Genomic DNA, 22,259 nt, shown 5'->3' on the forward strand with positions numbered 1-22,259 from the left:
TCCCTTTTAAGTTAATAAATCGTTATAGAATGTTGGAGCCTTTGTGAAAACTAAGCCATTATTTATAATTGCCCTAATTATAGCGGTTGCTGCATTTTGGTTATTTAAAAACAATGTAGAAATTAGTTCCCCAATTAGCATTGAAAATCCTGAGATTGACTCAGAAGCAACCAGTATAGAAGCAGTGCAAACGAATGAACAAGGCGAAACAGAGTATCAGCTTAATGCTGAAAAGCTTACTCATAATAGCGTAACAAACCTTGATGAAATCAGTGGTTTAAGTATGGATTGGACGCCAGCAGCTAACAAAAACTATCAGCTAACTTCAGGTAAGGCAAGTTTAAACCAAGAAACGGGAGAAATGCTGTTAACTGGTGGTTTTAAACTTGTTGGTAACGCACTGGATGATAATACCAAAATTATAGTGATCGGCACTGAGTTAACAGGCAATACGAAACAAAAAGTTTTAAAAAGTACGCAACCTGTAAAAGTAGTACAAGGCGATAATAGTTTTGAAGCACAGTCGATGACAGCAAACCTAGAAATAGGGGATTATGACTTTAATAACATATCAATAAGTTTCATGCCAGTAGAAAGAAAAGACAAATCTTTATTTTAATAGATAGTGACTTTGATTAAATTTTTGAAAATGAGAAATAATATGCAGTTTAAAATGAGCAAACTTTTACAACTTGGAGCATTAGGGTTATTAGCAGTAACAACCACTTCGAGTATTGCTTTACCATCTGATGCAAACCAGCCAGTTAGGCTATTGGCTGATAAGGCAACTTATCGTGCTAGTACTGGTGTGACCACATATTCAGGCAATGTGATTATTACTCAAGGCACGCTAAAAATGCGTTCAAGTGACATTGTGGTTAATTTGGCTAAAAATGGTGGTATTAGCTCTGCAATTGCAAGAGGTCGTCCTGCAACGATTCAGCAGGTTGTAACAAAAGAAAAAGGCATGGCAAAAGGTCAGGCAAATAAAATTGAATATAACTCTGTTACTGGGATTATCACTTTAACTGGTAATGCCAAATTAAGCCAAAATGGCGCGAGTTTTTCTGGTAACGTGTTACGTTATAGTTTAAAAGCAGGTGATGTTGAAGCAACAGGTGGCAGTGGCAGACGTGTTGAGCTAGTATTCCCCCCAAATGGCAATGTTGATTTACGCTCCGTTCGTTAATTTTATTATTAATTTTTTTTGTTTAAAGCGAATATTATGCAAGCAAAACAGCAAATAACCAAGCCAATGCTATTGTCTATTAATCATTTAGGTAAACAATATGGTAAACGCTGGGTAGTTGAAGATGTTTCTTTTGAAATACAACAAGGACAAGTTGTTGGATTATTAGGACCAAATGGTGCAGGTAAAACCACGAGCTTTTATATGGTGGTTGGACTGGTGATGATGGATAAAGGTACGGTCACCCTTGGTAATCAGGACTTATCAAAATATGCCATGCACGAGCGTGCAAAGTTTGGCATAGGCTATTTACCTCAAGAAGCCTCAATTTTTAGAAAACTGACAGTTCAAGATAATATTTTATCCATTTTACAAACACGCGATGATTTAAACAGTGCACAACAAAAGTCAGAACTTAAAAAACTCATTGCAGAATTTAATTTAGAGCATGTTCAGGACTCTTTAGGTATGAGTTTGTCTGGTGGTGAGCGTCGCCGATGTGAAATTGCGCGTGCCTTAGCATCAGACCCTAAGTTTATTTTGTTAGATGAACCCTTTGCAGGTGTTGACCCAATTTCTGTTGGTGACATCATGGAAGTCATCAACAACTTAAAAGCACGTGGTATTGGTGTGTTGATTACTGATCACAATGTAAGAGAAACCTTAGCAATTTGTGAGAAGGCGTTTATTGTGTCTGAAGGTAGAATTATTGCCGAGGGTAATCGTGAACAGATTTTAGCTAATGAATTAGTACGCGAAGTTTACTTAGGTGAAAACTTTAAAGCTTAAGTTTGCTTCTTCCCATTCTTTAATATGTTAGTTGTTTTGCTTTTTTTGAGCTTACTTTACACGAGTAGCTCATTTTCCTGTTTTTTATCTATTATCTAAATACTATGGCAAAAAATAAATCTTCATATGTCTGTCAAAACTGTGGTGCTCATTTTGGAAAGTGGTCAGGGCAATGTAGTGACTGTGGTGAGTGGAATTCACTGGTCGAAGCCCCCAATGTGAGTTTGCCGCATCATAAATCAAATGCTTCTGCCACCTCTTCTAAATCAACAGTAAAGCGTAATAGCAACTTTGCAGGTTCGCAAAGTGCCGTTATCCCTCTAAACTCGGTAAGCGTTACCTTAGATACACGCCTGCCAACGGGGATAGGTGAGTTTGATAGAGTGTTAGGTGGTGGTTTAGTCGCAGGCTCAGTTGTGTTGATTGGTGGTGATCCAGGTATTGGTAAATCAACCATTTTACTGCAAATTGCCACTAATATGGCAAAAGCAGACTCGCTCGCAGGTAGTGCTTTATATGTGACAGGGGAGGAGTCTTTATCGCAAGTGGCGATGCGAGCGAATCGTTTAGGTTTGCCTGCCGATAGGCTTAAAGTACTTGCCGAAACAAATGTAGAAACAATTTGTACAGCGCTTACACAAGAGCAACCTGCTATCGCCGTTATTGATTCTATTCAAACACTTTTTACCGATGCCATTAGCTCTGCGCCTGGTGGGGTCAGTCAAATTAGAGAATCTGCTGCCATGTTAACGCGTTATGCCAAACAAACGGGGACGGCATTATTTTTGGTGGGGCATGTAACCAAAGAAGGTTCGTTAGCTGGTCCAAGAGTGTTGGAGCATATGGTAGACACGGTTTTATATTTTGAAGGTCAACCAGATTCTCGCTTTCGTATGATTAGAGCGGTTAAAAATCGTTTTGGTGCGGTGAATGAGTTAGGTATATTTGGCATGACAGATCTGGGTTTAAAAGAAGTGGCGAATCCTTCTGCCATTTTTTTAAGCCGATATGATAAGCCTATTGCTGGCTCGATTGTTATGGTAAGTCGAGAAGGTACTCGTCCACTATTGGTTGAAGTACAGGCATTGGTAGATGACTCACAAGGGCAACCTAAGCGCATGGCATTAGGGTTAGATCATCAACGTCTTTCAATGTTGTTAGCCGTTATGCATCGTCATGGTGGTATACATACCAGTGGGCAAGATGTTTATGTAAATGTGGTTGGTGGTGTAAAAGTATTAGAAACTGGCTCAGATTTAGCAGTCTTACTGGCATGTGCTTCTAGCTTAAAAGAAAAAGCGTTACCTTCATCGCTGGCTGTATTTGGTGAGGTGGGTTTATCTGGTGAGATAAGACCTGTGCCTAATGGGCAAGAAAGAATCAAAGAAGCTTTAAAGCATGGATTTACTCATGCCATTGTGCCAAAAGCAAATGCGCCAAAAGCCGGCAGTAAAGCATTTAAGGGTATTAAAGTCCATGCAGTTGATAGGCTGGATGAATGTATGCAAATTGCATTTGATGAGTTATATTAAAAATGACAACAGACAACAGACAACAGACAACAGACAACAATAGTTAAATTTTAATTAGCCCTTGTTATAAAAAAGTTTCAAAAATTTAAAAGCCGTAGAATCTAATTTTGCGGCTTTTATTATAAAGTTATGTGACTTTTGTTTAAGAGTACTACAAGAAGATGCGTTTAATAGTCACTTTATTAGAATTATTTATTACGCCTAATTTTTTAGCAGCGCCATAGGATAAATCTAATATACGGTTGCTATTTGAAGGTCGTCTATCATTAATTTTAACGACCACACTTTTACCCGTGGCTTTGCTAGTAACTTCTACATACGAGTTCATTGGTAGGTAAGGGTGTGATGCAGTCATTGCATACATGTTAAATTTTTCGCCACTGGCGGTTGTCTGCCCTTGCATCTTTTTACCAGTCCAAGAAGCCGAACCAGATTGAGAAAACTTATTGACCGTTGTAGACGCAACTTCAGTTAGACGATCCATCATATTGCTGTTGTTTGAGCTAGTATGAGTGGAAGATAGTAAACCACTGTTTAATGCAAGTGATGAACTATTACTGCGACCTGCTTTTGCAAGGTTTGAGGCATTACTATGCTGTCGATTAAGTTCAGTTAAAACTTTATCGATAGCGGGAGTATTTTGATTGGCTGCGTAAGCACTGGTTGCTGTGCCAGCAAGTACTGTCGTAGAAATCAGTAATAATGCCGAATGACGCTTCATAATAAGCACCTTTAGTTAAAATATTGTAAAAACAATATCATTATATCTTTTTAAAAGTCATTTTATGGTATTTAGCCACTTAAATCAGTCTTATATTGGTTTAAACAAACTACTAAGGCGAACAACCTCTAAAAAAATATAAAATTTGTATTAAGCTTTAATATTACTTGATTTAAATAAAAAACACAAATATTTGGTTTAAATATTTGTGTTATGTGCTTTTTTCTCAAAGCCTCTGAAACATCGTACTTATATTTTGTGTTGTTGATGAGTGTGTACCGACATAACCAGTCCAAATCCAGCCATTAAGGTAATCAGTGCAGTACCACCATAGCTTATTAGTGGCAATGGCACCCCAACGACAGGCAAAATACCACCAACCATACCAACATTTACAAATATATATACAAAAAAAGACAAACCAATAGCACCTGCCAACAACCTGCCATATACATTTTGGTTAATAAAAGCAAGATACAAGGTTCGGGCGAGTAGGCAAGCATAAATAAACATAAGTACACAAACACCAAAAAGTCCAAACTCTTCAGAAAAAGCAGCAATGATAAAGTCTGTGTGTCCTTCTGGTAAAAACTCTAAGTGAGACTGGGTACCTTCTAAGTATCCTTTGCCAGATAACCCGCCAGATCCGATGGCGGTTTTTGATTGAATAATATTCCAACCTGTACCATGCACATCCGCTTCTGGATTTAAGAGGGTAAGCACGCGCTGTTTTTGATATGGTAGCATCAAAAAGTTCCACAAAATGGCAATAAAAGGGATTAATATGGCAATGGCAGTGCCAATCATCCACCAAGGTAAGCCAGCTAAAAATAAAACAAAAATACCACTTGCTGCGACCAGTAATGAGGTGCCTAAGTCGGGTTCTTTTGCAATTAATAACACAGGCACAATAATAAGTGCAAGCGTGCTAAATACGGTAATCAAGTTGGGTGGTAACTCTCTTTTTGATAAAAACCATGCCGTCATCATTGGCATGCCGAGTCTCATAAACTCTGAGGGTTGAACACTACCAAAGCCAGGTATGCGTATCCATCGCTGCGCACCCATTCGCACCTCACCAATAACGAGTACCATCACCAATAAAAATATCCCCCCAACATAAAATACAGGGGTTAACGTACGGTAAAAGTTGGGCGGGATTTGCGCCATCACAATCATTACCATAAACCCAATAAAGTAACTAATAGATTGCCTAAAAACTAAGCCGATATTTTGGTTTGATGCACTATATAAAATGGTGAGACCAATACAGCTGATGGTAATAAGCAATAACATCAGCCATGGATCAATATGTAGCTTTTGCCAAAGACTAACAGCGTCGTCTTTACCCAGATGATTGCTATGACGGGAGAACTTATATTGTTGGTTTGTGTGTGACATAGTAGATTATAAAAGTAATGGAACGGTGATATTTTATATTGTCTGCGTTAATTTTAATAGTAAATAGATGTTAAATTAATGGCATATATTGGCTATGGTTTCATTCCTGAAAGAATTGAATAATAACTTACTAAAGAAAAAAAATATTATATTTGTTAGTATGATGCTTTAATTTTTTTATTAATGAGCAATAACATGAAAAATCAGCAACGTAATCTAAAACTTAATATAAGCTCAAAAAACCATAAAGTGATAAAAATGGCAATAGCACCTGCGCTATGTTGTTTAGCTGTTATCAACGTTGCCTGTAGTTCTAATGCTCAAACCTCCCATGTAACTAAAAAATCAGTTAGTGTTGTCCCTAATATCAGCTATCCATATGGAACGGGTAAATCTAATTTAACAGTTACTGAAAAAAGAACAACTAATAACCACAGTTTTTCAACGACGAACCATCACCACCATCATGATAGCTATGCGGATTTTCATACAGGGCATTCGCATGATTATAGTTTAGATGATAGCGGCTTACCAGATTTTGATCGCTGGTTAAAACAACATAGTTACTATCAATATCAAGTTGATGCTTATCGTCAATATTTAATCAGTCAACTTGGTAGTAACAATGTACCGCCCATGGCACAGTTGATAAGAACAGCAAGAAGCTGGGATAAGTGCGGGGCAGAACCTTATCAAGTACCCCCAAGGTATTTGTGGTCAAATATTGTACCTACCTTAAGGCTTTATAGTGACTTAAAAAAGCAGGGGGTTGTGCCACATGAGTCAGTAATTCGTTCTGTTTATCGTGACTATGATTTAAACCGGTGTGCAGGTGGTGCAAGCTCTAGTAAACATCTAGAAAATGCAGCAATTGATATTTGGGTTCCTAGTTATGAATATAGTCAATGGCAACAAGATAGCTTGAAAGAAAATCTGTGTCATTTTTGGCAGTATCAAGGTGAGTCTTATGATTTTGGTTTAGGCATTTATTCTACGGGTGCAATCCACTTAGATACGCAAAAATATCGCAAATGGGGTGGACAATTTACGCCTTCATATTCGGCTTGTCGTTATTAATCCGCTGTTAAAAAATAATGGTTTTATGGCAGGATAACTAGAATATGCAACAATCAAATGATACAATCTAGCTCATATTTTATAAATCAATAGACTGATTTTTTATTTAAATTATGCTTACACTACAAAAAAAGTTTAGCGTTGCTTTTGGATTACCTAGTTTGGTATTTGCCATTAGTGCTTGTGATGGTAGTAATGTTCAGGCCATTACTGTTAATAATAAACCTTCTCAAATGGGTGATATTCCTCATATACTAAATACAACATCCAATACAACAATTAATACGGGTTTGGTTCATGAAGAAGCAAAAGCATTAAAAGAAAAAGTCATCAAAGAAGATGCATCCTATGCTGCCAAAACGAGTTTTATATGCCCAAAACTCATAAATAAACCTGTTGATACCACACGTATTAAGCGCCGTAATGAAATTATGCAAAGCAATTATTGTGAATACTACATTTATCCAAAAATTGGTGAAACCGTTGATGTGGTATCTGCCGATAGAAGACTAGAAAAATGGTTAGTTACCCCAATTATGCATAACTTTAATAATGGGGCATATCAAGTGGTTAAAAAGGATAGACATACCATTCGGTTAAGCTATAACGGGATGGAAAACAAACCTGATAACTTCCAATATGATATTGAGATCGTCATTAAATGACATACCAAAACTTTTGCTTACCTTGTTAATCATTTAACAAGGGTTTTTTTACGCTAAACGAAATTTTGCCATGGAGTTTGCAAAGTGGCTTTCGTATGATTTAAAAATCAACACCAAATATACTCGCAAAATAATTTAAAGTAGATGTGATAAAATGCGATGTGTATCGCAGCATACAAAGTACAATGATTTAAAAACGCTTAACTTGCGTACAAGTTTTTGAAAAGGCAATCTATGGATAATCAACACACTGAAAACAACCAAAAATCTACTGGCTGGTTTAGCCGAATGAAGACGGGACTTACTAAGTCACGTAAAAACTTAGCAGAAGGTATGGTTAACATTCTTATTGGTGGTAAAGAGATTGATGACGAACTGCTAGAAGAGGTAGAGGATCAGTTGTTGGTTGCAGACATTGGCGTAGATGCAACTAATAAAATTGTTAAAAGCTTAACAGAGCAAACAGCCCGTGGTGATTTGATTTATTCTCACTCATTATACAAGGCCTTGCAGCAAGAGCTTATACAAATTTTAGAACCAAAAGTTGAGGCATTAACTGTTGATACAAGCAAAAAACCCTTTGTAATTTTAATGGTGGGTGTTAATGGGGTTGGTAAAACAACCACTATCGGAAAACTGGCGAAACGTCTACAAGCAGAAGGTAAGTCTGTGATGTTAGCGGCTGGAGATACTTTTAGAGCCGCAGCAACCGAGCAACTGCAAATTTGGGGTGAGCGCAATGATATCCCTGTTGTAGCACAAGGGCATGGTTCTGACAGTGCGTCAGTAATTTTTGATGCCATGGAATCTGCACGTGCTAAAAATATTGATGTTTTGATTGCAGACACAGCAGGGCGTTTGCAAAACAAAACCCATTTAATGGCAGAGCTAGAAAAAGTTGTGCGTGTTATGCACAAGTCAGATCCAACCGCCCCACATGAAACCATGATTGTACTTGATGCAGGCACAGGTCAAAATGCGATTAATCAGGTAGAAACCTTTAATGAAGCGGTTCAGGTATCGGGTATTACCGTCACAAAATTAGATGGTACGGCAAAAGGTGGGGTTGTATTTAATATTGCCAATAATACGGACATACCGATTCGATATATTGGGGTGGGTGAGTCGATTGATGATTTGCGTGAGTTTGAACCAAAAGATTTTGTAAAGGCGTTATTTGATACAGAAGATGAGTAGTTGTTTGATGATTAGCGATTTTGAACGCATCTTTTTTGAACTACTATGTTGAAAAAAATTAGTTGAACTAAAAATTATTAAAAAATGCCAAAGTAGCTGTTTAACTTTGGCGTTTTTTAGTATGGGCGGTTATATCATTACATGGTCATATTAAAAGTGTATGTAAAATTCTTTTATGTAAAAATAAAAGGGTCACTTAATAAACCTAGTTTACTTAACGATTTAGCATTCGACTTGCTTCTAAGGCGAAGTAGGTTAAAATGCCATCAGCACCAGCCCGTCTAAAACCAAGCAAGGCTTCTAAAATAACATCTTCACTCAACCAACCATTTAAAATGGCTGCCTTATGCATGGCATATTCACCGGATACTTGGTAAGCAAAAGTAGGCACGCCAAAAGTATCTTTGACTTCTCGAATTAAATCTAAATAGGGTTGACCAGGTTTTACCATTACCATGTCTGCACCTTCTTGGATATCAAGTGCAACCTCGTGTAATGCTTCACTACGATTAGCAAAATCCATTTGGTATTGTTTTTTGTGACTACCTTTAAGGTTGCCTGCACTACCGACAGCGTCTCTAAAAGGTCCATAATAGGTAGAGGCATATTTAGCAGAATAAGCCATTAAGCCTGTATTATAAAATCCATCGGCTTCTAAAGCTTGCCTAATTGCGCCTATTCTTCCATCCATCATATCACTGGGAGAAATAATATCGGCACCAGCATGTGCATGTGCCAGTGATTGTTTAACCAATATTTCTACAGTGGTATCATTCATAACATAACCGCTACCATCAATCACCCCATCTTGCCCATGCGTGGTATAAGGATCGAGTGCAACGTCGGTCATTACGACCATTTCTGGTATGGCATCTTTGATCGCTTTTACGGCTTGGCAAGTTAGTCCATTCGGGTTATAAGCTTCTCTACCATCTTTGGTTTTTAAGTTGGCATCAATTACCGGAAAAATATCAACAATGGTCACGCCTTCGGCATAGAGTGCTTTTGCATAATCAATGAGCAAATCAATAGAGAGTCTTTCAACACCTGGCATACTTGCCACTTGCTGTTTTTGGTTTGTACCAGGTAGTACAAAAACCGGCGCAATAAAATGTTTTGGTGCTAAATTGGTTTCTTGCAGCAGGTCACGTACATGGCCATTGTAACGATTGCGACGCATGCGGGTGTTGGGGAATTGTCTATTAAAAAAATATGTCATAGTCTGTTTGTAGAGTTGTTTCCATAAAATGTGTTGAGATGATGATAAATGATAACGACCCATTTGTCGATATTTGAAGTGGTTATATACAACAAAAGCCCTGTCTATAAAATAGCAGGGCAAATTTAATCTTTCAAAGATTAATTTAAAAAAACAATCTTAGTTTTTACCACGATAGGTGATACGACCTTTGGTTAAGTCGTATGGTGTCATTTCAACTTTAACCTTGTCACCTGTTAAAATGCGGATATAGTGTTTACGCATTTTGCCAGAAATATGTGCAATTATTTCGTGCCCATTTTCAAGGCGTACTTTAAATAATGTGTTTGGAAGTGTGTCAATTACTTCGCCTTCAAATTCGATGATATCGTCTTTTTTTGCCATGAGTTTAATATGCTTGTGATATAAATGGAGCGGTTATTATACTCGCCTTGTGGCGACTAATCAATATCAATACTTTTGAATGCATTTTCGTTTAACAAATCATGTAAAAAAGTCTCAATGAGTAGTAGAATGTATAGGGTTGAAATCATCATATGATTTTAAAATAGACGAATTAAAGTATTAAAGTTAAGGTAACTATCATGACTACCAACGCAACCACTCATGGCTCGGCAGAATCTCAAACCCAAACTCATGTAGCAAACAATCAATCAGCTTTAACTAATCAGTCTGTATTGGTAGTTGGTGGAGGTCATGTTGGTTTGTCTTTTTCATTGTTGTTAGCACATCATGGTATTAGTAGTACTTTGATAGAAAAATATAAATATCCAACTGTCAGCCCAGATGATGCCAGTGCACCAACCCAGTATTTAGATAGTCGAAACACCGCTTTATCTCGCCGCACCGTACAAATTTATCAAGAAATTGGTTTGTGGGATGAACTACAAAGTCATGCGTGTAGAATTGATGAAGTGCATGTTAGTGAACAAGGCAGTTTTGGACAAGCAAAACTAAAAAAAGAAGAAGAAAAAGTAGAAAGCTTTGGGCAAGTAATGGAAAACGCATGGCTTGGTCGCAAACTGTTACTAGCAGTTAAGGCTCATCCATTAATAAGCATTATGGATGGTAACTTAGTGGAGTCTTTAAAACAAAATAGTGACAGCGTCACGGTTACCTTTAAAAATAGTGATTCTGAAACAGCATCAGAACAAACGCTAACAGCTGATTTACTCGTAGCTTGTGATGGACGAGATTCTAGCGTGCGTAACTTATTAAATATTGATAGCAGTTTATATGACTACCAACAATCAGGCATTGTGGGGGTTGTGACAACCGATAAGCCTCATGAGCATGTTGCAATTGAACGTTTTAGCCCAGCTGGTCCGCTGGCGGTATTGCCATTAACGGATGCTCAAGGTGATGGGCGTGAGCCAACTCAACAAGGGTATCGTCGCTCAGTTGTGTGGGTGTGCCCAAAAGGGGAAGAAAAACAATATTTAGAAGATGATGCCCATTTTTTACAAACGCTACAAAATGCGTTTGGACAGCGTGCAGGTACTTTTATCAAAGCAGGTAAGCGAGGGTGCTATCCGTTAACAAAGGTGTTGGCAGAGCGTCAAGTAGATGGGCGAATTGTTATTATGGGTAATGCTGCTCATACTTTGCATCCAGTAGCGGGGCAGGGGTTTAACCTTTGTATGCGTGATGCACATGCACTGGCAAAAATGATTGCTAGCCAAGGTATGAAGGCGGAAGATATTGGCAATCCACAGTTTTTACGTCATTATGAGCAAGCAAGATTAAAAGACCAAAAAAGAGTCATTAAGTTTTGTGATGCCGTGCTTCATGGGTTTACACACCCGAACCCTGTTGTTAAGTTTACACGTAATCTAGGATTACTCGCATTTGATAAAATACCCAATGTTAAACCATTGGTTGCTACGTATGCGATGGGGCTTAAGTCATAATTTAGGATCATTTTAGGTATGAGCATGAACATAAATAACCAAACCATCATTATTGGCGGTGGTATTGTTGGCGCAACTTTGGCAATTAAGCTTGCCAAAGCAAAAATGCCTGTTACGTTAATTGATGCTCGTCCAAAAATGACTGAGCAAGATTGGAAAGTAAAACTTAGTAATCGAGATGCACGGGTTTATGCGTTAAGCTTGTCGAGTATTAATTTATTAAAAGAAGCAGATGCATGGCAGTATATAAGCGACTTGGATAGAAAAGCTGATTACACGCAAATGCATGTATGGCAACCAAATGGCGTAGGGGATCTTAAATTTGCTGATGAGCATGCATCAAACCTTTTGGGTAGTATGGTAGAACCATTTGTCATTGACCATGCTTTGTTTCTTGCTATGCAAAATGAGGAAGTAAAGCCTTACTTAAAAGTGATTACTGGGCAAAAAGTAACTAACCTAGATTGGTTGGGAGATTCCGTTGGTTATCAAGTTACTTTAAAAGATAAAGAAAATGAACAAAGGCTTTGTGCAAAGTTAGTAGTTGGTGCCGATGGGAGAGGCTCTTTTGTTCGCGCGCAAGCAGGCATACAGCTGGATACGTTAGATTACAAGCAAACGGCAATTTGTTGTGCTATTAAAACCCAAAAGCGGCACGAGGCTACGGCAAGGCAAGCAATGTTAACGACAGGTACCTTAGCCTTATTACCACTGGCAGATATTACGGATGAAGATATAAAAAACCCTCAGCACTGGCAGTCAGTTGTTTGGACTTTACCAACTTATGATGCGTTGTCTCTACTAACCAAAGATGAGGCGCATATCGCCAATGAGCTTGCTTTTGCAACAGGCTATGAGCTTGGTAATATAGAAAAAATTGAATCTATTGCCAGTTTTGCGCTCAATGCGCAGCAAGCTAAAACCTATATTAGTAATAATTTGGTATTGGTTGGAGATGCAGCACATGGCGTACATCCACTTGCAGGGCAGGGCTTAAACCTTGGTATGTTGGATGTGGCTGCTTTGTTTAAGGTGTTAATGGATGACTATAAACGTAGCTGCAATAAACAGTGGGGGCTTTTACAAACACTAAAAAAATATGAACGACAACGTAGAGCCAATAACAGTATTATGATGCATGGATTTTCGGCTATTAACTGGATTTTTGCAGGCTACCATACTCAGCTTGCACCTGTGCAACACCTGCGAAGTGAAGCAGTGAATATGGTGAGTAAAAATAGAGTATTGATGAATTGGTTTAATAAACAGGCAAGTGGGCTGTAGTTTTAAAAAACAGCCATCATCCAAAACTTGCAAATAACACCATTAATATGGGTGAAATGATATTAGTTATAAACCCAAAACTAATGGTGAGTGGAACGACTGCAAGACCACCTGATTGCTGAATAACAGGCAGAGTAAAGTCCAAACTGGTTACGCCACCAACAGTTACCCCAGCAGATACTGAACGACGCATGATAAAAGGAATAAATATTAATGCAAAAAACTCTCTAATTAAGTCATTTAGTAAAGCAATCGTACCCCAAACTGCCCCATAGTTATCTGTCATGACAACGGCTGATAACGAATACCAACCAAAGCCTGATGATAACGCTAGGCCTTTAAATAAGCTAACGTCTGGCATAATGAGTGAATATACAACACCCGCCAACAATACCACCAGCGTAAATATCACACTAATCTGCACGCCACGTTTATTAATGAGTACTTCTTTTAAGGTAATGCCAGACCCTTTTAAACCAATGCCGACAATTAAAATTAAAACCATTAAAAGAGCGGTCATCGTAAAATCAGGTGGCAAGTATTCATGTGGGATAAAACGTCCAATAATAAGCCCAATAACCACGCAAAGAACCTGAAGCAGGCTACCTCTAATGCTCACTTTGTGCTGCGTTGTTTTTTGTGTGGTGTGTGCATGCCATGGCAAAACTTTATCAAATAGCCATAAAGCAACAATGCCAAAAGAAAGAGTTAAAAAAGCAAGTAATGTAACGTGTTTAAAAATCTCATCTATTTGGTTTAGCAAACCGCTAACTTGTGATAGCTCAATACCAATATAGGTTAAGATGATAATAACTAGATAACGGATAATATCATCAGCTAGGTGCGTTAACTTTGGTGACTTTGGCAATGCAAAACCAATTAAAAGTGGTGTTAATATCAATACTAAAGTTGTGAGGTTTTGCATAAATAATCAAATAAAAGATAATAAAAATAAAGCACAAATTCTATCATATAAAAATAACGATGGGAGAACTGGTTTTTTAATCATTTTAATAAAATTTTGTTTATTATTTAAAAATGATTGTGATAAAATTCGCTCATATCACAGACCCTCATATTTTTAAACATACCTTTTTACAACAACGAACAATGAATACTGAAATCATTACAATCTTGCTTGCGTTTATGGTGCTAATGCAGCCATTTAGTGCATTGACTTTGTTTTTAGACTTTACAAAAGGTTATAGTAATAAAAACCGCCGTAAATTTGCATGGATATGTACGTTAAGCGTTGTTATTACAATCATATTCTTTACCGTGCTTGGCAATCTATTATTAAAGCTTTTGGGTATTTCGCTTGGTGCGTTTCAGGTTGCGGGTGGTATTTTGGTGTTCATTATTGGGCTTAATATGATGAATGGTGATGGTAACCCAGTTAAACCAGACCAAGAAGAGGTTGATGTAGAGCACGTTCAGGAGGTTGTTCCTTCTATGGTGTCGGCTGTTATGCCTATGGCGTTTCCAATGATTATTGGTCCTGGTGGTGTTTCTACGGTTGTGATTTATGCGAGTAGGGTAAACAGCAATGCAGAGCTTATACAAATTATTTTGGCAGGTTTTCTTGTTGGGTTAATATGCTTTGTTTCTTTAATGGCGGCGCATCCAATTAGCCGTTTTCTGGGTGAAGAAGGTTTAAGTATTACAAATAGAATTATGGGCATGCTACTGGCAGCGGTTGCGGTAGAAATATTTTTTAATGGATTACGTCAGTTTATGCCAAGTTTGTTTGGTTAGTTTATCAAAGTTTTAAACTTAAGCTTTAAAACTAACCAAAATACAGTTTGCCTGCTAAAGCAATCATTAAAACGCCAACAAAAGCATCTAAAATATTCCATGCCTTGGGGTTGGTAAACAAGGGTGTTAAGCGTTTAGCACCATAACCCAGTGCAAAAAAGAATACAAAAGAAGCGGTGATAGCGCCAAAAGCAAAAACCAATTTGTTACTTGCCCCAGTTGAAACCATGCCAACCAAAACCAAAGTATCTAAATAAACATGTGGGTTTAACCAAGTAAAACCAAAACACAGTAGCAAGGATTTTTTTAAGCTGTCTACTTGAGTGGTGTCTGTGCTCAACGCATGTTTTTTGGTTAGGCTACTATATAAACTTTGCAAACCATACACTAACAAAAATAAAGCACCTGCGATTTTAGCAAAAGTAACAATGTTTGGATATTTTGCAGTAACGGCACCAAAACCGCCAACACCAGCACTAATGAGCAGGGCGTCAGAAACAGCACAAAACAAACAAATGGCAAAAACGTGTTGATGCTTTAAGCCTTGTTTTAATACAAAAGCATTTTGTGATCCGATTGCAAGGATTAATGAAAACCCTAAAAATAAGCCAGAAATATAATCCATAAAGCGTCAAAAAAAATTAATAATGTGGTGGTTTATCTGCTAGCAAATCAAAAGCTGCAATGCCAGAGTCGCCATTTGAAAGAAGATGATTATACATTAATTGTATCTGCCGCTGCATATCTTGCAATTGTTTATCTTGGTTGCTTATCACTTTATTTAAATCTTCCACGGTTATTTCTAAATGTGCAAGGCTACTTTGCAAGTCTATTATCTGATTTTCTAATGATTTCATTGTGCTCTCATCGGCTAAAAGCCTATTGTTCGTGTTATAATTTATCGCTATTTTAAAATATGGCTATTTTAGCAAACTTACATACAGGCGACATGTTTTATTGTATGTGACCTTTTTATTATCTGCATTATTAATGGCGTTATTGGTTGCAACCTGCAAAATCAAATTAAGAACTTAGGCTAACCCTTATTTATGGCACTCATACACTTAAAAAATATTCATTTAGCATTTGGTATTGCACCAATTTTAGATGGCATTGATTTTACAATCAATCAAGGTGAACGCGTTTGTTTGATTGGAAGAAACGGCGAGGGTAAATCTACCTTGCTAAAACTGATTGATGGCACAATAAAGCCAGACAGTGGCGATGTCATTATTGATGGTGCCATCAAAATAGCAAGACTTGAGCAAGATGTACCAGAATCTAACGGAAAGATATTAGATATTGTCATGAATGGCGATAAAAAGTCGGCAAGTTTGTTAACTGAGTATCATAAATTAAGTGATGATTGCGCCAATGGCAATATGCAAGCCTGTGAAGCCATGGCAACCTTACAAGTAGAAATTGATGCCGTACATGGCTGGGATTTAGAGCGAGAAGCAAACCGTATTATTGCCGATATGGGGTTAAATCCACAAGATGATATTGCCGAGCTATCTGGTGGTCGTAAACGCCGTGTTTTATTGGCACGGGCATTGGTAACAAAGCCAGACGTATTGCTACTGGATGAGCCAACCAACCATTTAGATGTTGATAGCATAGAATGGCTGGAGCAATATTTATTGGACTGGCAGGGATTAACGCTTTTATTTATTACGCACGATAGAGCTTTTGTCGATAAACTATCGACTCGGATTGTTGAACTAGATAGAGGGATTCTCTCTAGCTATGATGTTACGCAAGGCGCCAAAGGCTATGCACGTTATCAAGAATTGAAAGAACAGCAGTTAATTGCAGAAGAAAAAGCCAATGCAAATTTTGACAAAAAACTGGCGCAAGAAGAAGTTTGGATCCGCCAAGGTATTAAAGCAAGACGCACACGTAACGAAGGGCGAGTACGTGCTTTAAAATCCTTACGAGAAGAACGCAAACAACGCCGCAATAAAGTTGGCAACGTAAATATAACGATGACAGATGCTGAGCTGAGTGGCAAGCTGGTATGTAAGGTTAAAAACCTGCATCTGGAGTACGATAATCAGGTGCTGGTTGATGGGTTTCATGCCACCATTATGCGTGGAGATAGAATTGGCATTATTGGACAAAATGGGGTTGGTAAAACCACACTTATTAAAGCCATTTTTGCAGACCTGTTAGAAAACCCGCCTAGCGATATGACAAAAACAGGTAGTGTTAAGCTTGGCACAAACTTACAAGTTGCTTTTTTTGATCAGTTACGTGATCAATTAGATCTTGAAGCCAGTGTGGCGCAAAATGTGTCAGAAGGTAGCGACCATATAGAAATTGGTGGCAAAAAAACACATATCATGAGCTATTTGCAAGACTTTTTATTTTCACCAGAGAGAGCCAGAACCCCTGTAAAAGCATTGTCTGGTGGTGAACGTAACCGCGTACTTTTAGCAAAACAGCTATTAAAGCCTGCCAATATTTTAGTTTTAGATGAACCAACCAATGACCTAGACATGCCAACACTTGAGTTGCTTGAAGAATCAGTTGACAGTTTTAATGGTACGATTTTATTGATTAGTCATGACCGCTCATTTATGGATAACGTGGTTACCTCCACTTGGGTTTTTGGAAAAGACAACCAAGGCAATGGTGTGGTTAACGAATATGTGGGTGGTTATAATGACTATTTACGCCAAAAGCAGTTTGATGAAGCAAATAAAAAAGCGCAACTTAAGCAAGAAAAATTGCAAAAATCAGCAGCAGAAGCTTCTCTAGCAAGTCAAACGGTTCAAAATACAAATAATAAACCAAAGAAAAAACTAAGCTTTAATGAACAACGTGAGCTTGATGCCCTACCAAATGAGATGGAAAAGTTAGAAGCAGAACAAGCGGATTTACAACAAAAACTGGCGGATGGTAGCTGGTTTACAGAAGACTTAGACGCAGCAACCAAAGCCAGTGAGCGACTGGCAGAAGTTGAAGAACTGCTGTTAGAAAAGTTAGAGCGTTGGGACGAGCTAGAAAGCTTTGTAAATTAACTATATTTTAAACGATATTAAATACTAAAAATATCGCAATGGGGCGACTATGGCAAATGATAACAACTACCAACAGCTTAGGTTAGAAGAAAGCCTACCTTTTCAGGTTAAGTTTTTGCATCCAAAAAATTGGGGGCTTTGGTTGGTTTTTGCTATTATTTTTCCACTTATTTATTTGCCGTTGTCTGTTCAATTTTGGTTTGGTAAGTTGCTGGGTTTGTTAATTTTTAATCTATCAACTAGCCGCCGTAAAGTAACTTTAGTTAATTTAAAGCTTGCTTTCCCTCAAAAAACGGATGATGAACGTTGGCAAATGGCACGTGATGTTTTTGTTAACCAAGGTATTGGTGTGTTTGAAAGTTTGTGTGCATGGTTTCGTCCTCACCTTTTTTCAGGTGCTGCTTCTATAGAGGGATTAAAAACGCTTTTAGAGGCGCAAAAACAAAATAAAGCCATTTTGTTATTGGGTGGGCATTACACCATGTTGGATTTAGGTGGCAGGCTTTGTATGCAGTTTTTCCCTGTCGATTGTGTGTACCGACCACAAAATAATGACATGTTAGAGTGGTTTATTTTTAATGCCCGTCGACGTATTTTTGGATCACAAATTGAGCACAAAGATATGCGTAAGTTGGTTGCTTGTATGAAAGCTGGAGAGATTATTTGGTATTCACCTGATCAAGATTTTGGCTTAAAACAAGGGGTAATGGCACCATTTTTTGGGGTGCCAGCAGCCACAATCACCGCACCAAGACGCTTGGCAAAACTTGGTGATAAAAGTAACCCACCAATTGTTATGGCGCTCCATACCTATCGTAAAAAACAGTTTAAAAATGGTAAGCCAGAGTATCACATTACCATCACCCCAGCGTTAGATAACTACCCAACTAATGATGAAGTGGCTGATGCCAGCCGAGTTAACACAATTTTTGAAACCCTGATTAATAAAGCGCCAACACAATGGATGTGGTTCCACAAACGCTATAAACATGATGAAACAGGGCGAACTAAATATTATGATTAATCTTGTTTAATTAACAAAATTTGCTCTCAATCAACAAAGTTGAGAGCTTTTTTGTTAAAATTATATGCTAAATTTTATGACCATTTAAATCCAATTAGAGAACCAGCATGACAGAGCAAACGCCAACGACAAGCGAAGAAAACCAACCAAAACGTATTTTAACAGGCATCACCACCACAGGGATTCCTCATTTAGGTAATTATGTGGGGGCAATTCGTCCGGCAATTGAGGCTGTTAATGATAACGATGAGGCTTTTTTCTTTTTAGCAGATTACCATGGGATCATTAAATGTTTTGATCCGACACAGATCCATGCTTCTACTAAAGCAATAGCGGCGACTTGGATTGCTTGTGGCCTTGATCCTGAAAAAGTAACCTTTTATCGTCAATCAGACATTCCAGAAATTCCTGAGCTTGCTTGGATTTTAAACTGCTCATGTGCCAAGGGTTTGATGAACCGTGCGCATGCTTATAAAGCATCTGTTGATGTGAATGCAGAAAAAGGTGACGTTGATCCAGACCACGGTATTACCATGGGTTTATTTGGCTATCCTGTATTAATGGCGGCAGATATCTTAATGTTTAATGCGTCGCATGTGCCTGTTGGTAAAGATCAAATACAACATATTGAAATGGCTCGTGATATAGCGGGTACGTTTAACTTTAAATATAAAGAGTTATTTACTTTGCCAACCGCCGTGGTAGATGAAGACACGCCATTATTGACCGGATTAGATGGTCGGAAAATGAGTAAAAGTTATGGTAATACCATCCCGCTATTTGGCGATAACCCACAGGTAGATCAGCAAAAGCAATTGCGTAAAGCAATCATGCGTATTGTTACCAATTCTCAAGCGCCAGAAGAACCAAAAGACCCAGACAGCTGCAATATTTTTGAGATTTATAAAGCCTTTGCGACACCTGCAGAAATTGCCGAACTGCGCACTCGTTATGAGCAAGGTATCGGCTGGGGCGAGGCAAAAGAAATCCTCTTTCAAAAAATTGATGGTGAGATTGCACCATTCCGTGAGCGTTATAATGAGTTGATGGCAAATCCTAAAGAGTTAGAAGAAATTTTGCAAATGGGTGCAAATAAAGCACGCCGACATAGCCGTAAACTGTTAGATAAATCACGCCGTGCAATTGGTATTAAGCCTTTAGCAAAGCTTAAGAAGTAAGGTAATCCGTTGGAACAATTAGCCTTACGTATTTTTGATACCCCGGTAGAAAACCTGCCGGATGATCTTTATATCCCGCCACAAGCATTTGCTATTTGGCTTGAGCAGTTTGAAGGTCCTCTCGATTTTTTGCTGTATTTGGTAAAAAAGAATAATTTTGATTTAACAGAAACCGCAATTTTGCCAATCACAGAGCAGTATCTTAGCTATATTAACGAGCTGGATGAAGATCATTTTGAACTGGCTGGTGATTACTTGCTGATGGCATCAACCTTGATTGCCATTAAGTCAGAATTGCTATTACCAGCACCAAATGTAGAAGATGATGAGAGAGATCCAAAAGCAGAATTGATTCAACGCCTAGAAGAATACGCGCAAATTAAGGATGCTGCTAAACGCCTAGATGGATTAATCCGCCTAGAACGTGATGTATTTCTTGCCTTGGCGAGTATGCCTAATCCAGACGTGATGGCAAAAGAGTTGCCAAATTATCCAGCAACCATGTTGGTAGAGAGCTTACTAAAAATGCAAATTAAGCCAGATTATCAAATGCACACAGTCGCCATCGATTCTATACCCTTGCCTGATAGAATTGCCAGTATTAGCCGGCAGCTGAGTGAAAACGGAGAAGGTCAGTTTTATGAGTTGCTTGATCACTCGCAAGGTCGGGTAGGTGTGGTGGTTAGTTTTGTTGCGGTACTAGAATTAATAAAACGTAATTTGATTGGATTTGTGGCTCATCAAAATAATATGGATGATGAGCAAAATGTTGAAGTAAATAACTTTAATGTTAATGAATTAACTTTGCAGTGGTTGCGATAAATAAAAGCTGAATAAATAATGACAACAGAAAACCTATTTAATCAAAATGATTTACAAGACGTTAATCTTGAAAGTTTGGATAAAGACAACCAAACTTCATCACGCTTAGCTCAATCACACGCTCAATACGAGCATATCAGTCGTCAAATTGAGGTGTTGTTACATGCCTCAGAATCACCAATGACAGATAAGCAATTTAAAAAGCATCTTTCGCTTAGCAATGCTGAGTTAGAAGTCTCTTTAAACATCTTACAACAGCGGCTATCGCAAGGTGTTTTAACACTTAATAAAACTGCCAGTGGTTACCGCTTGCAAGTGGCTGATCAATACAGCAAACTCATTCAGCAAGTATTTCCTCAGCGGTTAGAAAGCCTCAGCCAAGCCTTATTAGAGACTTTGAGCGTTATTGCCTATAAACAGCCTGTTACTCGGGGAGATATTGAGCAAATACGTGGGGTGACAGTATCTAGCAATATTTTACGGCAACTATTTGATAAGGGTTGGATTGTAGAAAAAGGATATCGAGAGAGCCTTGGTAGACCAGCATTATTACATACCACACCAGAGTTTTTAGATTCATTTGGGTTGGCAAATCTTAATGAATTACCGCCTTTACCAGAGTTAGAAAAGCTTGTGGATGTTTAGATGGTTAAAATCAAAGCTTTGGGTAAAACAGTAAAACAACAGTCACTGTTTATTGCTTAAAAGTGCGTCAGGCAGGCGGTTATCTTACAATAAGTGATGATAACCTCTGCTAAGGTATGCAATCACAATATCAGTCAATTATTAATTGCTAAACATAAGTAACAAACAATACGTAATATTTGTTAATGGTGCAATTTCATATTATCAAGTTTGTTGTCGGGAATGTTGAGCAATAAGCTAATGCGAGTTGATAATTGGCGTTGTATCATGGCATAACGATGTAACTCTTTTTGATATTCATCTTTATCTGTATCCAGACTATTATGAACATCTTGATTGTGTGGTTCATCAAAATGCCAGTGAGCCGTTAATGGTTTATCTTCCCATTCTGTAAATTCAGCGTCTTCGGTTGTATTTTGGCATAGGCTGATAACAATATCCATGATAGGGGCATTGTCGCCATGAAAGGCTTGCATACTTTTTGGCTTTAACGATTGGGTATCAAACCCTTCTTTTTTTAAAACATCAATAGCCGCAGGGTGTGCCTCAAGGGCTGGCTGACTAGCCGCACTGTAAGCGTGGAACTTACCATGACTTAAATGGTTTAGCATGGCTTCAGCCATAAGACTACGTCCAGCATTGTCATGGCACAAAAATAAAACATTATAACTTTTGCTCATTAATACAACCTTATTTCTATTTTAAAAACATAGATTTAAAAACAGTGAGTAAACAATAAATTATAACATTATTTTTAATAAAATCTCGTACTAAACTCATGAATCGGCTCATATTGAAATCATAAAAAATGCAACTAAAGTATGCTAA

At 38.0% G+C, this 22,259-nt stretch carries 23 protein-coding genes; 15 read left to right on the forward strand and 8 right to left on the reverse strand.

The window, feature by feature from the left end; all coding sequences use genetic code 11:
* Positions 1–43: 43 nt before the first annotated feature.
* The 4 genes from lptC (at position 44) to radA (ending at position 3,510) form a co-directional block, all read left to right on the forward strand.
* On the forward strand, positions 44–619 hold the full coding sequence (lptC, locus tag VH441_RS01770) for an LPS export ABC transporter periplasmic protein LptC (RefSeq protein WP_434353775.1): 576 nt from the start codon (positions 44–46) through the stop codon (positions 617–619).
* A 54-nt stretch (positions 620–673) separates the two neighbouring features.
* On the forward strand, positions 674–1,189 hold the full coding sequence (gene lptA / locus VH441_RS01775) for a lipopolysaccharide transport periplasmic protein LptA (RefSeq protein ID WP_434353776.1): 516 nt from the start codon (positions 674–676) through the stop codon (positions 1,187–1,189).
* A 36-nt stretch (positions 1,190–1,225) separates the two neighbouring features.
* On the forward strand, positions 1,226–1,978 hold the full coding sequence (gene lptB / locus VH441_RS01780; protein ID WP_434353777.1) for an LPS export ABC transporter ATP-binding protein: 753 nt from the start codon (positions 1,226–1,228) through the stop codon (positions 1,976–1,978).
* 104 nt (positions 1,979–2,082) lie between these two features.
* A complete protein-coding gene (radA, locus tag VH441_RS01785; protein WP_434353778.1) occupies positions 2,083–3,510 on the forward strand; it encodes a DNA repair protein RadA in 1,428 nt (475 codons plus the stop codon).
* Positions 3,511–3,661: 151 nt separating this feature from the next.
* Here radA and VH441_RS01790 read toward each other — a convergent pair whose 3' ends face one another.
* Positions 3,662–4,231 carry a septal ring lytic transglycosylase RlpA family protein gene (locus VH441_RS01790; protein ID WP_434353779.1) on the reverse strand — a complete coding sequence of 190 codons (570 nt, stop codon included), beginning with the start codon at positions 4,229–4,231 and terminating at the stop codon, positions 3,662–3,664.
* A gap of 249 nt (positions 4,232–4,480) precedes the next feature.
* Positions 4,481–5,632 carry a rod shape-determining protein RodA gene (rodA, locus tag VH441_RS01795; RefSeq protein ID WP_434353780.1) on the reverse strand — a complete coding sequence of 384 codons (1,152 nt, stop codon included), beginning with the start codon at positions 5,630–5,632 and terminating at the stop codon, positions 4,481–4,483.
* Between the two features lie 195 nt (positions 5,633–5,827).
* Between rodA and VH441_RS01800 the strand changes: the two genes are divergently transcribed.
* The 3 genes from VH441_RS01800 (at position 5,828) to ftsY (ending at position 8,571) form a co-directional block, all read left to right on the forward strand.
* A complete protein-coding gene (locus VH441_RS01800) occupies positions 5,828–6,709 on the forward strand; it encodes a D-Ala-D-Ala carboxypeptidase family metallohydrolase (RefSeq protein WP_434353781.1) in 882 nt (293 codons plus the stop codon).
* A gap of 113 nt (positions 6,710–6,822) precedes the next feature.
* Positions 6,823–7,374 carry a hypothetical protein gene (locus tag VH441_RS01805; protein WP_434353782.1) on the forward strand — a complete coding sequence of 184 codons (552 nt, stop codon included), beginning with the start codon at positions 6,823–6,825 and terminating at the stop codon, positions 7,372–7,374.
* A gap of 234 nt (positions 7,375–7,608) precedes the next feature.
* Positions 7,609–8,571: a signal recognition particle-docking protein FtsY gene (gene ftsY, locus VH441_RS01810; RefSeq protein ID WP_434353783.1), complete on the forward strand. Its 963-nt coding sequence runs from the start codon at positions 7,609–7,611 to the stop codon at positions 8,569–8,571.
* 214 nt (positions 8,572–8,785) lie between these two features.
* Here ftsY and hemB read toward each other — a convergent pair whose 3' ends face one another.
* Both hemB and infA read right to left on the reverse strand, forming a co-directional pair.
* The gene (gene hemB, locus VH441_RS01815) at positions 8,786–9,790 is read right to left on the reverse strand and encodes a porphobilinogen synthase (protein WP_434353784.1); all 1,005 of its coding nucleotides are present in this window, start codon (positions 9,788–9,790) and stop codon (positions 8,786–8,788) included.
* Positions 9,791–9,949: 159 nt separating this feature from the next.
* Positions 9,950–10,174 carry a translation initiation factor IF-1 gene (infA, locus tag VH441_RS01820; protein ID WP_019671605.1) on the reverse strand — a complete coding sequence of 75 codons (225 nt, stop codon included), beginning with the start codon at positions 10,172–10,174 and terminating at the stop codon, positions 9,950–9,952.
* A gap of 200 nt (positions 10,175–10,374) precedes the next feature.
* On the opposite strand from infA, the gene VH441_RS01825 reads away from it, so the two are divergent.
* Together VH441_RS01825 and VH441_RS01830 are read left to right on the forward strand one after the other, a co-directional pair.
* Complete coding sequence (locus VH441_RS01825; protein WP_434353785.1) at positions 10,375–11,700, forward strand: FAD-dependent monooxygenase; 1,326 nt, start codon at positions 10,375–10,377, stop codon at positions 11,698–11,700.
* 24 nt (positions 11,701–11,724) lie between these two features.
* Positions 11,725–12,984: an FAD-dependent monooxygenase gene (locus VH441_RS01830; protein ID WP_434353786.1), complete on the forward strand. Its 1,260-nt coding sequence runs from the start codon at positions 11,725–11,727 to the stop codon at positions 12,982–12,984.
* Between the two features lie 16 nt (positions 12,985–13,000).
* On the opposite strand, the gene VH441_RS01835 is transcribed toward VH441_RS01830, so the two are convergent.
* On the reverse strand, positions 13,001–13,909 hold the full coding sequence (locus VH441_RS01835; RefSeq protein ID WP_434353787.1) for a lysine exporter LysO family protein: 909 nt from the start codon (positions 13,907–13,909) through the stop codon (positions 13,001–13,003).
* Positions 13,910–14,094: 185 nt separating this feature from the next.
* Between VH441_RS01835 and VH441_RS01840 the strand changes: the two genes are divergently transcribed.
* Complete coding sequence (locus VH441_RS01840; protein ID WP_434353788.1) at positions 14,095–14,739, forward strand: MarC family protein; 645 nt, start codon at positions 14,095–14,097, stop codon at positions 14,737–14,739.
* A 31-nt stretch (positions 14,740–14,770) separates the two neighbouring features.
* On the opposite strand, the gene VH441_RS01845 is transcribed toward VH441_RS01840, so the two are convergent.
* Positions 14,771–15,364 carry a LysE/ArgO family amino acid transporter gene (locus tag VH441_RS01845; protein WP_434353789.1) on the reverse strand — a complete coding sequence of 198 codons (594 nt, stop codon included), beginning with the start codon at positions 15,362–15,364 and terminating at the stop codon, positions 14,771–14,773.
* Between the two features lie 16 nt (positions 15,365–15,380).
* Positions 15,381–15,596, reverse strand: a complete 216-nt coding sequence (locus tag VH441_RS01850) for a SlyX family protein (RefSeq protein WP_434353790.1) — start codon at positions 15,594–15,596, stop codon at positions 15,381–15,383.
* Positions 15,597–15,788: 192 nt separating this feature from the next.
* Between VH441_RS01850 and VH441_RS01855 the strand changes: the two genes are divergently transcribed.
* The 5 genes from VH441_RS01855 (at position 15,789) to scpB (ending at position 21,431) form a co-directional block, all read left to right on the forward strand.
* A complete protein-coding gene (locus VH441_RS01855) occupies positions 15,789–17,762 on the forward strand; it encodes an ATP-binding cassette domain-containing protein (protein ID WP_434353791.1) in 1,974 nt (657 codons plus the stop codon).
* Between the two features lie 49 nt (positions 17,763–17,811).
* Positions 17,812–18,786 carry a lipid A biosynthesis acyltransferase gene (locus VH441_RS01860; protein WP_434353792.1) on the forward strand — a complete coding sequence of 325 codons (975 nt, stop codon included), beginning with the start codon at positions 17,812–17,814 and terminating at the stop codon, positions 18,784–18,786.
* Between the two features lie 107 nt (positions 18,787–18,893).
* Positions 18,894–19,964 (forward strand): tryptophan--tRNA ligase, encoded by a 1,071-nt coding sequence (gene trpS, locus VH441_RS01865; RefSeq protein WP_434353793.1) that lies wholly within the window; start codon positions 18,894–18,896, stop codon positions 19,962–19,964.
* A 9-nt stretch (positions 19,965–19,973) separates the two neighbouring features.
* Positions 19,974–20,786: a segregation and condensation protein A gene (locus VH441_RS01870; protein ID WP_434353794.1), complete on the forward strand. Its 813-nt coding sequence runs from the start codon at positions 19,974–19,976 to the stop codon at positions 20,784–20,786.
* 18 nt (positions 20,787–20,804) lie between these two features.
* Positions 20,805–21,431 (forward strand): SMC-Scp complex subunit ScpB, encoded by a 627-nt coding sequence (gene scpB, locus VH441_RS01875; RefSeq protein WP_434353795.1) that lies wholly within the window; start codon positions 20,805–20,807, stop codon positions 21,429–21,431.
* Positions 21,432–21,613: 182 nt separating this feature from the next.
* Here scpB and VH441_RS01880 read toward each other — a convergent pair whose 3' ends face one another.
* The gene (locus VH441_RS01880; RefSeq protein WP_434353796.1) at positions 21,614–22,111 is read right to left on the reverse strand and encodes a hypothetical protein; all 498 of its coding nucleotides are present in this window, start codon (positions 22,109–22,111) and stop codon (positions 21,614–21,616) included.
* Positions 22,112–22,259 lie beyond the last annotated feature (148 nt).

It is taken from the genome of Psychrobacter sp. HD31, assembly GCF_051097895.1.
Lineage (GTDB): Bacteria > Pseudomonadota > Gammaproteobacteria > Pseudomonadales > Moraxellaceae > Psychrobacter.

Excerpts from the sequence above, each read along its gene's own strand:
- lptA (WP_434353776.1), top strand. The coding sequence starts at position 674 with ATGAGCAAACTTTTACAACTTGGAGCATTAGGGTTATTAGCAGTAACA.
- lptB (WP_434353777.1), top strand. The coding sequence starts at position 1,226 with ATGCAAGCAAAACAGCAAATAACCAAGCCAATGCTATTGTCTATTAAT.
- radA (WP_434353778.1), top strand. The coding sequence starts at position 2,083 with ATGGCAAAAAATAAATCTTCATATGTCTGTCAAAACTGTGGTGCTCAT.
- VH441_RS01790 (WP_434353779.1), bottom strand. The coding sequence starts at position 4,231 with ATGAAGCGTCATTCGGCATTATTACTGATTTCTACGACAGTACTTGCT.
- rodA (WP_434353780.1), bottom strand. The coding sequence starts at position 5,632 with ATGTCACACACAAACCAACAATATAAGTTCTCCCGTCATAGCAATCAT.
- VH441_RS01800 (WP_434353781.1), top strand. The coding sequence starts at position 5,828 with ATGAAAAATCAGCAACGTAATCTAAAACTTAATATAAGCTCAAAAAAC.
- VH441_RS01805 (WP_434353782.1), top strand. The coding sequence starts at position 6,823 with ATGCTTACACTACAAAAAAAGTTTAGCGTTGCTTTTGGATTACCTAGT.
- ftsY (WP_434353783.1), top strand. The coding sequence starts at position 7,609 with ATGGATAATCAACACACTGAAAACAACCAAAAATCTACTGGCTGGTTT.
- hemB (WP_434353784.1), bottom strand. The coding sequence starts at position 9,790 with ATGACATATTTTTTTAATAGACAATTCCCCAACACCCGCATGCGTCGC.
- infA (WP_019671605.1), bottom strand. The coding sequence starts at position 10,174 with ATGGCAAAAAAAGACGATATCATCGAATTTGAAGGCGAAGTAATTGAC.
- VH441_RS01825 (WP_434353785.1), top strand. The coding sequence starts at position 10,375 with ATGACTACCAACGCAACCACTCATGGCTCGGCAGAATCTCAAACCCAA.
- VH441_RS01830 (WP_434353786.1), top strand. The coding sequence starts at position 11,725 with ATGAACATAAATAACCAAACCATCATTATTGGCGGTGGTATTGTTGGC.
- VH441_RS01835 (WP_434353787.1), bottom strand. The coding sequence starts at position 13,909 with ATGCAAAACCTCACAACTTTAGTATTGATATTAACACCACTTTTAATT.
- VH441_RS01840 (WP_434353788.1), top strand. The coding sequence starts at position 14,095 with ATGAATACTGAAATCATTACAATCTTGCTTGCGTTTATGGTGCTAATG.
- VH441_RS01845 (WP_434353789.1), bottom strand. The coding sequence starts at position 15,364 with ATGGATTATATTTCTGGCTTATTTTTAGGGTTTTCATTAATCCTTGCA.
- VH441_RS01850 (WP_434353790.1), bottom strand. The coding sequence starts at position 15,596 with ATGAAATCATTAGAAAATCAGATAATAGACTTGCAAAGTAGCCTTGCA.
- VH441_RS01855 (WP_434353791.1), top strand. The coding sequence starts at position 15,789 with ATGGCACTCATACACTTAAAAAATATTCATTTAGCATTTGGTATTGCA.
- VH441_RS01860 (WP_434353792.1), top strand. The coding sequence starts at position 17,812 with ATGGCAAATGATAACAACTACCAACAGCTTAGGTTAGAAGAAAGCCTA.
- trpS (WP_434353793.1), top strand. The coding sequence starts at position 18,894 with ATGACAGAGCAAACGCCAACGACAAGCGAAGAAAACCAACCAAAACGT.
- scpB (WP_434353795.1), top strand. The coding sequence starts at position 20,805 with ATGACAACAGAAAACCTATTTAATCAAAATGATTTACAAGACGTTAAT.
- VH441_RS01880 (WP_434353796.1), bottom strand. The coding sequence starts at position 22,111 with ATGAGCAAAAGTTATAATGTTTTATTTTTGTGCCATGACAATGCTGGA.